The organism is Pseudomonas sp. Irchel 3A5, from assembly GCF_900187575.1.
GTDB classification, from domain to species: domain Bacteria; phylum Pseudomonadota; class Gammaproteobacteria; order Pseudomonadales; family Pseudomonadaceae; genus Aquipseudomonas; species Aquipseudomonas folii.
The window spans coordinates 138,720-150,686 of the sequence record NZ_FYDU01000014.1 but is presented as its reverse complement, the minus strand read 5'-3'; the positions used below and the strand labels follow the sequence as shown (position 1 = coordinate 150,686).

Genomic DNA, 11,967 nt, shown 5'->3' with positions numbered 1-11,967 from the left:
AGTGAAAAAATTCACCAGACAATGGGTTGGTCGTTCCACGCCCAAAAGGTCCCGCTGTCGGACGGTCCATGTGCGCCTACCAACTCGATAATACGATCCGCCGAGAAAGCCGGCTCGAACAGTTGGCCGTCAGGTACGTTCGCCTGAAAGGGCTTGGACAGATCCGTGTCAGTCGTGCCTGGGTGTATTGCCAGAACAGTAGAGGCAGGGTTCAGGCGTTTCAGTTCGATACTGGCCGTGTGCAGCAATTGGTTGAGCGCCGCTTTGCTGGCTCTGTAACTGTACCAGCCACCCAATCGGTTATCGCCAATCGAGCCAACCCTGGCGGAGAGCGCCGCGAAGGTAGAGGGTTGTTTGCGCAATAACGGGAGCAGGTGTTTAAGCAGCAGGATTGGCGCAAACGTGTTGGTCGCAAAGCTCGCTTGCATACCCGCGAGGGTCAGTTGTGCCAGACCCTTTTCTGGTTTTGCGCCGTCCTGATGAAGAATGCCCAGCGCACTGATGACAAGGTGCAGGTGATCACATCCTTCAAGCGTCTCGCTCACGAGGGCTTCGAGAGATTGCTCATTACGCGCGTCGCAGTCGACTCGTTGCAGACGGTCGCCATATTGCTCCGCAAGCCTTGCCAGTTCTTTGGAGGAGCTGGCTTTTCGCGCTACGGCCCATATCTGAGTCACATCATCGCGAGCAAGCAAGGCCGCGCACAGTGCCAGGCCGATACCTCGACTGGCTCCGCATATCAGCACATGAGCTTCGCTGTTCAGTTCGGGTATCAAACTCATAAGGCACCTTGAGGAGCATGACTGAAGTATTGTTTATGACTTCGGAACAAGGCATGACGTTCAGGGCGCGGTTGAGGAGGCCCATCGAAAGCGGCTGATTGCAGAGGAAGTGCTATCAATGATTCTGGCCGCGAGCGGGTATAAAAACGAAGCCATCAAAATCGGAAGCGAATAAATCCACATTGTTGTCTGGGTAATTAGTAGTACCCGAGCGTTTTCAACGTTTTGGCAAGACTCAGGACAGGTTGTAATTTTTCATCAAGCAACTTCCACCATTCGTGCTCAACCCATTCGCCCGTCTCAATCTGATGCATGGGAGGTATCCATTCCTTATGTCGATTGAAAACATCCGGTATGCCTCGTGCCAAGGCTGACAGTTGATTTTGGTTAAAGCCCTCCTTTTGAAGCTCAACGGTCTTCGCCAGCGCCAGACGATAATCGTCAACGTAAGTCATCGCCGGTGTGGAGTTAATGACCCGTATCAGTTCGGTCAGCGCTGACTCCAGCGTCTTGAGCTGACTCAATCTGTCCGCGCTCGTGTAACGGTATTCAGCCATTTTGATTCCCTGCTCTCTGTTGGGTAGCTGCACACTGATGATACTTCCGTTGAAGGACTTTCTTTCAATCTGTGGCAGCGCGTTACCGGCGCAGATCAATACACGACTGCGAGACATTTGGGAGCGATGCAATAGCCTTACCGAGGCTGCTTTCCACTGTCACGATCGACTTATATTTGATCATGACGAGTGGCGGCCGATCAGGACAGCCTCCGCAGGGCTTCTGGATCTAATGGAACTGGCGAGCATCAGTCCATACCTGGATGATTTGCAACTGGATTGCAGAAAACTTGCTCGCGGAATAAAGCGTTAAGGTTTCTGCAATCTTTAAAGACCTTGGGACGGTGTGGCACTGATTTGATCTTTGCTCTCTTGGCATTGCTCGGCAGTTACGGGGTTGAATTGCACTGAACGCTCTATCCCCAGCGAACTCCAAATCTTGCCCGGGCGCTCAGATTCAGCTTTTCGCGTCGATGGGTATTTGAATCATTTGCCCAATCAAGGAAACCCCATGACCGACCCACGTAACGTTGCCCACGACAAAAAAGTTCAGCAAGAGAAAAAGAATCACGGCGAAGAAATCGCGCCGAATGCCGAGCACGCACCTCAGCCAGGTATGAAGCCTGCGCTCAAGCATGATGAAGACGAACAGGATGAGCAGGCTTGAGCCTGACACTCATCTGACGTGGTAGCTGCAATTGACGGCGCAGGCTGAAGTTAGCTATCGCTGTCGAAGCATTGGACGCTGCGTGTCAGCGCACTAATGCTTCGGATTCACCGGAGATTGGCAGGCTTGGTGTCTGTCAGTCGTACGGTGGCCGGTGTCGATCTGTCGCAATGTCTGCTTTTTAGACTGACCTATGGAAAGCGCTTCTCTAAATCAACTGGGCAAAGCCCGAGCCTTCAGCGCAAATGCATTCCTCGCTCGTGGTGCGTGGGATGACGCTATTTATGAGTCGACGTTTGCGACTAAGAAACCGCTGTTAATACGTGATTTTTTATAAGAGATCTTGCGGCCGTTCAGACCTGTGGGACCGCATTTATCCGGGAAGAGGCCGGTACATCCGCCACATCATCGTCGCTTTTAATGCCGCCTTCCCGGATGAATCCGGTCCCACGGGATCTGGGGAAGCTGAGATGGTTACGTGTTGTTTGCTACAAACTGCCAAAGGCTGGCGTGTGTCAGGACAAGTGCTTTCGCAGACGGAGAGCTGCATTCCGCCAAAACGGGCCTCTCGCGAAATAGTCACATCAGCTTTTCGACCAAAACCGTAGTCGCATGGATAGCCATATCCCCAAAATCCCCCTCAAGGAATAGAACGTTCTCAACAATGTTTATCCCTTCAAGCTCTCCAAGTACCCTCGAATTGTTAACATGAAGAGCGCCAAGCCGGATGGTTAGCTCATTGCCGTCGGCGTTCCATGCCATCAGCTTGTATTTGGTCTCGTCGTCCGCGCTAACAACCATCTCGAAATATCGATGGGCCTGATCCACTGTGATCGATAAGACGTTGCTTTGTTCGAGCGCTTTAACATCCATGACGAGGCTACGTTTGCTTAAAGCTGCATCCTACTACGGCAGATGCTTGCCTTTGAAATCGAAGGTCCACTTCTGGCCGAAAGGAGCGTCGAATGTGTTGATGAACAAAGAGACAACTCAAGCTCCAAGGTAAGCCTACCGGCCACAGACCTTGATTCTATTAACGTTTTTGGTCAGCTCAATCAATACCAGCACTCCCTCGAAATCGAACAGCGAAGCCGGCATGTACTGGACGATGATGTTCGGCGCGCCGTGATTCCAGTCACTCAGGCACAGTTGCAGGAGCACACTCATGAGCGACATTGAAATACTGTCCCTGTCTCCCGACGGTCGCTATCAAGTCCAGGCGACCCCGTGGGAAGCGGGCAACTCGCACTGGCTGTTCCCGCCGCAAATCATCGATACCCAAAACGGCGACGTGGTGTTTGGCTTCAAGGATCCTCTGTGGTCAGCAGACCGCAGCACTTGGCTAAGCCCGACCCGGGTCGAACTCAGGCTGCGCAAATACCCCGGCCATCGAGCACCTCTGGGGCTCGCGGTGATTATTGAATGTGCGCTGCGTACCGCCGAATATGGCGATGGCACGCATATCGAATTAGCCCGTCTGGAAAGCACCCTTGAGGGCATGCTCGACCTGCTGGGCTGAACTCACTTTGTCAGCAAGGACCTGAATGATGAATTGGAAAGCTCTGGAACAGGCGCTGTTCGACGCCGCCAGACAAACATTGCAAACGCTGCTCGATGAAGGCGGCAGCCCTGTGTACGCCGCAGCGTTTCATGCCAGCTACCGGGAAGAAGAAGGCGTTCTGTCGCTGCCCAGCTTTGGGGCAAACAGCCTGCAGGCGCTCAGCGAAGACTTCCCTGATGACGACGATGAAAGCTTCAGTTCGGTGAAGTGGAACCCGGCGGACTGGCGCTGGGATTGGGAAATCTGCGCGACTGAGCAGTTCAAGCCGCTTGATGATGAGCTGCAAGCCTATGCCAATTGGCTTCGTCCGCGCGAATGGCAAGCGGCGGAGCGACGCTTTCTGGTCACGGTCAGCCGTGCCGCCAGGGCGCTGGGCCGCCATTTCAGTGGGCACCCTGGTGTGACGCCCGGCTTCGTGGTGATTTTTCATGACTTTGGTGGCTATACCGCCTTGGCCAAGCGCAGCATGACGCGCCAGCAGTTCGAGGAGAATTTCCCTGTCGAACTGGCCATTGAAAACCAGCTGCGCGAAGTCGCTGCCTTGCCGCTCGCCGAGCAGGCCGCGTTTTACGTCAGCCGCTTACATTGTTTTGATGGTGTTTCCGGGGAAGACGCAGAGCCGTGGTTGATTGCCAACGGCCGTCCCGCACAGGCAGCGCTTATCGAGGAGCTCAACAGGCATAAAGAACCTACCGCTGCCGCGCGAATTCTCGGGCTGGCCGGCATTGCTGATGAGCCCGTGATCCAGGCCCTGCGCCGACAGGCAATTGAAGCCCCTGAGCAACCGACCCGCAACTGGTGCGCGACGGCCTTGGGTTACCTTGAGGATTTTGACTGGCTTATGCAGCAAGCGCCCGACGTCGCAGTCGCGGGGATTTGCGCTAATCTTGACGGTTTCCGCTGGCGGAGCGTGCAGCCACCGGTGCTGGATTACAGGCCCCTTGAGCGTCTGCTTGATCAACGTCCTGAGGTTCGGGCTGCGGTTGAAGAGAAATTTGAAGAGTTCTACCACCAAATCGATACCACTACTGCTGATGTCACCGAAGCCTTGCGCGGACTGGATTCACCCCACGTTGCTATTCGTCGTCATGCGGTGAGTGGATTGAATAACCGTGGCTTGCTGCCCGACGACGCGCGTCGGGCCATCGAGGCGCTACGTCGGGCAACACAGGATACCGATGAGCAGGTGCGTTACGTCGCGGGCGTTGGCCTGGAGGCGATGCAACGCTAAGGGAGCTGTTCAATCTGGGAGCTTTCAATCGTGACCGAAGGCGCGCTGGATATCTTCCAGGAGGGTGAACGGGTCGCTTACGGCGAACAAACCAATCGACGGTTGTAAATGATCAACACGGGGCGCGGGCAAGCCGCTGGCGATGATCTGAAACTGCCTGGCCCTGTCCGGCACATCCCGCAGCCCATAAGGCGCGTGCTGTGCGATACGCATCGTGCCGTCATTGTAGCGCTGCCCTTTGGCCTTGCATTGCCGGAGGTCTTCAGGCCCTGGCCGCTGGCGTGAGGCGAAATCGTAAATCTCGACCACCGGGGCTTCGTGATTACCCAGGATGCTATGGACGTAGATCGCATAAAACCATTCGCCGATCTGTACTGACAGGACGTCGCCCTCTCGCAAGAACGTGACGTCTTTGTCGAACGACGGGCGTCGTACCAAGGGTGTCGGTGGCGAAGTCAGCAGCGCCTTGATGGCATCGCTGTTACGTTCGAAGGTATCGCTCAGCACGACCTGCTCATTAAGCCTGTCGACCGCCTCCAGCGCAGCTTGGGTCAATGCCTCGTCGTGAAATCCATGACGATGAAGCACGGCCGCCATCGTCAGGCCCACCAGGTCTTTGTAGTGTGGGCCGGCCTCATCACGAGGGCCCTGCAACACACAATCCCAACGCAGGAACACCTTCTTGAGCACCTGGGCAGTCAGTAGCTCATGGGGGATTTTTTCAGGGCCAAGCATCTCCCATGCAGTCACCCGCGCAACGTCATGGGTGATCGGCTCAACCAGATCGTCAGGCAGATAGCCCAGTAATTTTTTATGATTCAACGTTCATTGCCTCGGCAGTGAGTAGTACCAGATCGTTGCGCAGGTTTGGACGCTGGTCAATGTGCGTGTCGAAAACCACACCACACGCCGCACAGTTAACCGGGACTTTGTCTTCAAGCTTCGCCCGCCCAATCACACCAATATAAATCCAGCTGAACTTTCAAAACCGCTCTGGCCTCCCATCTTCAACGCGTCGGATGAATCACCACCCGCACGCCTCAATTTCATTACCTTGATAAGAGGACGGAGTGACCATTATGAGTAACCAACTGGCAGGTAAAAACGTATTGTTCATCACCTCCAACACGGGGATCGAGCGGGACGAACTGATTAAACCGCTGGAAGCGCTCAAAGCTCAGGGTGCTTCGGTCACCCATGGCTCGAGTGAAGGCGGTACTGCCCAGACATTTGTTCAAGACACCGAGAAAGATCGCACTGTCGAGTCGCAGACTGCGCTGGCCGGGCTGAAGGCGTCGGATTTTGATGCGCTGGTGATTCCAGGCGGCACGGTCAATGCTGATACGCTGCGACTGGATGAGAATGCTCAGCGTCTGGTCAAGGAATTCGCGGATGCGGGTAAGGTCATCGCTGCGATTTGCCACGGGCCGTGGTTGCTGATCAACGCTGGTGTGATCGCTGGCAAGACCCTCACTTCATACCCTAGCGTCAAGCTCGATCTGGAAAATGCCGGTGCGGCAGGGTGGGTTGATGCCGAGGTCAAGCAATGCCAAGCCAATGGATGGACCTTGATCACTTCACGTACTCCGGATGATATCCCGGCCTTCAACGAGGCTATCGCGGCTGCGCTTACCGGGGCATAAGACTGGAAGTACGTTAGCGAGATGCTCGATGGTCGCATTTCTGCACGACGAGACGGGATGGTCTATATAGTGTCTCTTTAGCATCATTCATTTTAATCCCGTCCGTGGAACATAGATTTTGCGGCCGTCGTTGGGAGATCCGTTTGCCATCTGTTCCGGTAGTTCCAGGCGTCGATGAGCGCTTGTCACATGTGCTGGACGCCAGTGAACGACTGGTGATGGCGCGGTCTGTAGAAGAGGTCGTCGCCGTGCTTCGCGACACGGCGCGTGCCGCTGTCGGAGCGGAAGGCGTTGCGGTCGTCATTGAACATGACGGACGCTGTTCTTATGTCGCGGAAGATGCAGTGTCACCGCTTTGGCAAGGTCTCACTTTCCCGGTGGACCACTGCATTTCGGGGTGGGTCATGCATCACAGCGAGACGGTCGCCATCCGTGACGTCCGGCTCGATCCGCGCATCCCTCAGGACGCCTATTCACCAACTTTCGTCCGCAGCATGGTGATGGTGCCTATAGGCCAACCTGTTTCGGTCGCGGCGCTTGGCGCTTACTGGTCGGATGTTCGCGACCACGATCCCGATACGATCAAAAGGCTGGAAAGTCTGGCGCGCCTGGCGACGATTGCCATTGAGAATGCGCGCCTCACCCAGGCACGCAATCGCGCTGCTGCGTTGGGCGATGCACAGAACCGTATTTTGAAACTGGCCGTCGAAGAGACGCCTCTCAACGTCGCACTGGATGCGATCGTTCGCGAGGTGGAAGCGTTGTCCACATCCCGTTTCCTGGGAAGCATCCTGCTTCTGGATGAGAAAGGGCAGCAGTTGCAGCATTGCGCAGGCCCAAGCCTTCCCGACGCCTACAATGACGCCGTAGAAGACGTCATTGTCGGCCGCAACCCGGGTTCTTTCGGCACTCCGGCGTTTCGGAGCGAGCCAGTGCTTACGTCCGACATCGCGAACGACCCGTTGTGGGCCGGATTCCGGGAGAAGGCCATCGAACATGGCCTGCACGCCTGCTGGTCATTCCCTATACGCTCGGCGCAGGGCAATGAGCTCGGCGCTTTTGTCATGTATCACCATGAGTCGCGTCAGCCGCTGTCGTCGGATATTCAGATCGTTGACTTCGTTGTCCAGACAGTGGGGATCGTCGTGCACCGTGCCCGGGCGAAGGCTGCGATTCGGGTCAGTGAGGCGCGATACTGCCAGATCGTTGAAGGTGCAGAGGACTTCGCGATTATCACCTTCGACGCGCACGGGACGATATCGAGCTGGAATATCGGTGCCCAGCGTGTGGTCGGCTACGACGCCGAGGAGGTAGAGGGTCGCAATGGCGACTTTTTCTACACAGACACCGATCAGGCCGGGCGGGTGTTCCACAATGAACTCAAAGTTGCCGGGGAGCAGGGGCGTGCCGTCAATGAACGCTGGCACGTTCGCAAAAACGGTACGCGCTTCTGGGGATCGGGATTGATGATGCCCCTCGCCATGGACCATGGCGGCTTTGTGAAAATCTTCCGCGACCGTACGGCCGAGCACCAGGCGGAGGCGGCGTTGCAAGAGAGCGCGTCGCGATTGCGCTTCTTCGATGAACTCGACAACCGGCTTTTTAATATCCAGCATGCCGAAGACGCGATGCTTGCCGCGACCGAATTGCTCGGCCGCAAGCTCAACGTATCGCGCTGCGCCTATGCGGATGTGGACATCGACCACGACCGGTTCTGGATTCGCAGCGACTACAATGCGCCCGGTATTCAGAGTTCGGTTGGCGCCTATAGCCTCGACCTTTTTGGGCCTCGGGCTGCGGATGACATGCGTGCGGGTTGCACGTTGATCATACGTGACGTCGTCGCAGAGCTTGGCCGCGGTGAAGGCCTTGAGACCTTTCGAGCCATCGGCATCGACGCAATCATTTGCTGTCCGCTTGTGAAGGACGGCCGACTGACGGCAATGATGGCGGTTCATCAAGATCAGCCTCGGGACTGGCAGCTGTCCGAAATATCCCTGGTCAGGGAAGTCGTCGAGCGTTGCTGGGCGCATGTCGAACGGGTGGGCGCCGAGATGCGCCTGCGCGAAAGCGAGGAGCGACTGCGACTTGCCGTGGAAAATGCTGATATTGGCTTCTGGGACGTGGACCTGGTTCATGACACGCTCATCTGGCCGCCACAGACCAAGGCCATGTTCGGCATCTCCGCTGATGTGCCGGTCACGTTGCAGAACTTCTATGACGGCTTGCATCCCGATGACCGGGAAGCAACGAGCGAGGCCTTCGCAGCAGCCGTCGACCCTGAGCGCCGTGCCCTCTACGAAGTGGACTACCGCACCATTGGTTGCGAGGATGGCATTGTTCGCTGGGTAGCGGCCAAGGGCCGGGCGGTATTTGATGCGGCCGACCGCTGCCTGCGCTTTACCGGCACCGTGGTTGATGTGACCGCCCGCAAGGCGGCCGAGGAGGAGTTGCGAGAGCTCAATGCGACGCTCGAAGCGAGGATCTCCCAGGCCATCGCCGAACGGGAAGAAGTCCAGCAAGCGTTGCGCCAGAGTCAGAAGATGGAAGCAATGGGGCAGCTTACCGGCGGCGTAGCTCACGACTTCAACAACCTGCTCACCCCGATCGTTGGCACTCTCGACATGCTTCAGCGAAGAGCCGTAGGCGGCGAGCGAGAACAGCGGCTGATTTCAGGTGCCCTGCAATCAGCGGATCGTGCGAAAACACTCGTGCAGCGGTTGCTTGCCTTCGCGCGTCGTCAACCGTTGCAGGCGGTTCCAGTGGACGTTTCGAAGCTGGTCAGCGACATGGGCGATCTTGTGGCCAGCACCACGGGTCCGCAAATCAAGGTCGTCGTCGATGCTCCGGAGAATCTGCCAGCAGCGATGGCGGATCCGAACCAGCTCGAAATGGCGCTCCTGAACCTCTCCGTAAACGCGCGCGATGCGATGCTTGAGGGTGGCACGATGCGGATATCTGCAAGCACTGAGTGGGTCAGTGCCGGCCACCGCTCGAGGCTTCCGACTGGCGAATATCTTTGCCTGTCTGTTGCAGACACCGGCACGGGGATGGACGCGGCGACGCTCGCCCGCGCTGTGGAGCCGTTCTTTTCGACGAAAGGCGTCGGCAAAGGAACGGGTCTCGGCCTCTCGATGGTGCATGGACTGGCATCCCAGTTGAACGGCGCGCTCACGATTCAGAGCTTGCCCGGCCTTGGAACGAACGTTGAGCTTTGGCTACCGCGCAGTATGACCATACCGGCAGCAGCCTTGCGCATCGTCGAGGCGCCGGAGCGACAATCGGTGCGCGGCGTTGCGCTGTTGGTCGACGATGAAGAACTGGTACGCGCAAGCACTTCATACATGCTGGCGGACCTGGGCTATCGCGTGATTGAGGCCGCATCAGGCGAGGAGGCTTTGCAATTACTCGACGCCGGACAGCCATTCAACCTGCTCGTCACGGACCACCTGATGCCAGGCATCAGTGGCACCGATCTGGCCAGACTGGTCCGTACTTCCCGGCCTGGAACTGCGATTCTTCTGGTCTCGGGTTATGCCGAACGTGAGGGGCTTGATGCCGATATTCCGAGACTTTCCAAACCGTTCCGCAAGGACGAACTTGCGGCAAGCCTGTCTCGACTCGGCGGCGAATCCTGAAACCTCCAAAGGGGCTTGGGTCAATCGGGTTTTGCATTCAGCCCCAGGCTCCTGTCACCCAGATCGGACTCGCCCGTGAACACAACGAACAAGCTCCTCAACTGCGGCACTCGCAGTCCCTTTGGGTCGGAGCAGCGAAATCACAAACCCCGGTAGTTCTGGCAGCCGCGCCTCCATCGGTAAAATCTCCAAGCCCGGTGGCACCGCAGACTTCAACCATACCGACACCGCCAAATCACTGTTAACCATCGCCACAGTAGTCTCAAGACTCCCGCTTTCAAACACCATCTTCCATTACCGTTCCTGCTGCCGGAGTGCTGCAATTACTGGCTCGCGAAACGCACAGGTATCCGCAACCAGAGATACCGCTAATGGCGTTTTAAGAAAGGCGGTTCCTCCGCTGGCGCCGACCCAGACAAGACGTTCGATCGACAGGCATTCGCCACTAGCGTCGGCGACGGTTTCTTCGATGATCGCCAGATCCAGTGAGCCGTTGTCGACTTCGGTTTTCAGGTCTGTTGACGCGCCGCATTTCAAGGACAGTTCCACTTGGGGATGGGCTTCGATAAACGATTTGAGCGCCGGCGCAATCCAGGCACCTGCCAGGTCGTAAGGCATGCCCAAGCGTACTTGGTCCTGTATGGCACCGCTGTTTACGTCGGCCCAGATCTGCTGGTTAAGCGCGAGCATTTGCTGGGCTTTGATGAACAGGCGCTCTCCCGTAGGTGCGAGGCGGATGCCGCGTCGGTCGCGGATGAGTAGTGCTGCGCCAAGCACTTCTTCGAGCCTTCTGATCTGTTGGCTGACGGCGCCTTGGGTGACGTGCAGCAGTTGAGCTGCGGCGGTCATGCTGCGTTGTTCGGCAACTACGACGAAGCTGCGCAGGAGCACAAGGTCTAGAGCACGCATGGCATAAGCACTCGTAATGCAATGGATTAGAAACATTAGCTTCCATGCTAGTCGGCAACTCGGTATTAAGTCGAGACCCTCCAGGAAGACTCGTTATGTTCGAACCTCTATTGCCGCTTTTACTCTTTGTGTTGGTCGCCACTATTAGCCCGGGTGGTGCGACCACGTTGGCGACGGCATCTGGTGCAAACTTTGGCTGGGTGCGCTCGCTTCCGTTGCTATGCGGAATATCGTTTGGTTTGGCTACGATGGCTGTAGCAGCGGCGGGCGGTTTGGGTGGTCTTGTGTTGGCTGCACCCTCGTTGCAATTGGCAATGAAACTGGTTGGCTCGCTTTATCTACTCTGGCTTGCTTGGCAGGTCGCGCGGCGGGGTAAGCCTGGCACAGCAGGGACTAGTGAAAGGCCTGGGAGTTTTCTTGCGGGCATCTGGCTGCTTTGGCAAAACCCCAAGGCTTGGGCGATGACGTTCAGTGCTGCTGCTTCGTTTGCTTCACTGACCCAAGGAGCGGGGTCGCTGGCGCTGTTGCTGGGTTTGATATTTGGGGTGTTTTCGATGGGGTCGCTGGCGTTGTGGTGCTTTGCTGGGTTGGCCCTGTCAAGGTTGCTGGAGAGTGAGCGTCAGTGGCGAGTCTTGAATGGGGCTTTGGGGGCGTTGCTGGTTGCGTCTGTTGTGCCGATCTGGCTTTAAGCTTTGTCCTGTATGGCAATCGGGTGTTAATGACAGCCCGCATCGCGAGCAAGCTCACTCAGAAAAGTGATCAATTCATACATTGGTATTTTCTTGAGCTGGAGTCTACGAATGCGTTCGTCCTGAATGATCGCCATGCCGTATTACCCAGGGTCCTGGTGTGAACGGTTGTAATCGGAGCCTCTCTAGCGCTCTTCGAAGTAGAGGGTTTTGCGTTCGTTGCTGCTTTCCGGGTAGATAACTTCTTTGTCAGGCGTTAAGTGCCAGCCTGGGCCGTTAGCGTCGCGTTA

At 56.7% G+C, this 11,967-nt stretch carries 12 protein-coding genes; 6 read left to right on the top strand and 6 right to left on the bottom strand.

Annotated features, from left to right (window positions below; all coding sequences use genetic code 11):
• Positions 1-11: 11 nt before the first annotated feature.
• Both CKW31_RS22190 and CKW31_RS22185 read right to left on the bottom strand, forming a co-directional pair.
• Positions 12-782 carry an SDR family NAD(P)-dependent oxidoreductase gene (locus CKW31_RS22190; protein WP_095100146.1) on the bottom strand — a complete coding sequence of 257 codons (771 nt, stop codon included), beginning with the start codon at positions 780-782 and terminating at the stop codon, positions 12-14.
• Between the two features lie 197 nt (positions 783-979).
• The gene (locus tag CKW31_RS22185; RefSeq protein ID WP_141230175.1) at positions 980-1,339 is read right to left on the bottom strand and encodes a hypothetical protein; all 360 of its coding nucleotides are present in this window, start codon (positions 1,337-1,339) and stop codon (positions 980-982) included.
• A gap of 511 nt (positions 1,340-1,850) precedes the next feature.
• Between CKW31_RS22185 and CKW31_RS22180 the strand changes: the two genes are divergently transcribed.
• Entirely contained in the window at positions 1,851-2,006 is a 156-nt protein-coding gene (locus CKW31_RS22180) for a hypothetical protein (protein ID WP_080238097.1), read from the top strand.
• 579 nt (positions 2,007-2,585) lie between these two features.
• On the opposite strand, the gene CKW31_RS22175 is transcribed toward CKW31_RS22180, so the two are convergent.
• Both CKW31_RS22175 and CKW31_RS29900 read right to left on the bottom strand, forming a co-directional pair.
• A complete protein-coding gene (locus tag CKW31_RS22175; protein WP_095100140.1) occupies positions 2,586-2,879 on the bottom strand; it encodes a hypothetical protein in 294 nt (97 codons plus the stop codon).
• A gap of 135 nt (positions 2,880-3,014) precedes the next feature.
• Entirely contained in the window at positions 3,015-3,182 is a 168-nt protein-coding gene (locus CKW31_RS29900) for a hypothetical protein (RefSeq protein ID WP_176469949.1), read from the bottom strand.
• Here CKW31_RS29900 and CKW31_RS22170 point away from each other — a divergent pair.
• The gene (locus CKW31_RS22170) at positions 3,172-3,525 is read left to right on the top strand and encodes a hypothetical protein (protein ID WP_095100138.1); all 354 of its coding nucleotides are present in this window, start codon (positions 3,172-3,174) and stop codon (positions 3,523-3,525) included. The two genes, CKW31_RS29900 and CKW31_RS22170, sit on opposite strands and share 11 nt — an antisense overlap.
• Positions 3,526-3,553: 28 nt before the next feature.
• Positions 3,554-4,798, top strand: coding sequence for a DUF4303 domain-containing protein (locus CKW31_RS22165; protein WP_176469948.1), 1,245 nt, complete (start codon positions 3,554-3,556; stop codon positions 4,796-4,798).
• 24 nt (positions 4,799-4,822) lie between these two features.
• Here the strand turns inward: CKW31_RS22165 and CKW31_RS22160 are convergent, their stop codons facing one another.
• Positions 4,823-5,620 carry a hypothetical protein gene (locus tag CKW31_RS22160; protein ID WP_095100133.1) on the bottom strand — a complete coding sequence of 266 codons (798 nt, stop codon included), beginning with the start codon at positions 5,618-5,620 and terminating at the stop codon, positions 4,823-4,825.
• 257 nt (positions 5,621-5,877) lie between these two features.
• Here CKW31_RS22160 and CKW31_RS22155 point away from each other — a divergent pair, with 257 nt between their 5' ends.
• Together CKW31_RS22155 and CKW31_RS29895 are read left to right on the top strand one after the other, a co-directional pair.
• On the top strand, positions 5,878-6,441 hold the full coding sequence (locus CKW31_RS22155) for a type 1 glutamine amidotransferase domain-containing protein (protein ID WP_095100130.1): 564 nt from the start codon (positions 5,878-5,880) through the stop codon (positions 6,439-6,441).
• Between the two features lie 218 nt (positions 6,442-6,659).
• Complete coding sequence (locus CKW31_RS29895) at positions 6,660-10,079, top strand: PAS domain S-box protein (protein ID WP_256582695.1); 3,420 nt, start codon at positions 6,660-6,662, stop codon at positions 10,077-10,079.
• Positions 10,080-10,373: 294 nt separating this feature from the next.
• Here CKW31_RS29895 and CKW31_RS22125 read toward each other — a convergent pair whose 3' ends face one another.
• Positions 10,374-10,988 carry a LysR family transcriptional regulator gene (locus CKW31_RS22125; protein WP_176469946.1) on the bottom strand — a complete coding sequence of 205 codons (615 nt, stop codon included), beginning with the start codon at positions 10,986-10,988 and terminating at the stop codon, positions 10,374-10,376.
• 95 nt (positions 10,989-11,083) lie between these two features.
• Here CKW31_RS22125 and CKW31_RS22120 point away from each other — a divergent pair, with 95 nt between their 5' ends.
• Positions 11,084-11,677, top strand: a complete 594-nt coding sequence (locus tag CKW31_RS22120; protein ID WP_095100121.1) for a LysE family translocator — start codon at positions 11,084-11,086, stop codon at positions 11,675-11,677.
• The last annotated feature ends 290 nt before the right edge of the window (positions 11,678-11,967 follow it).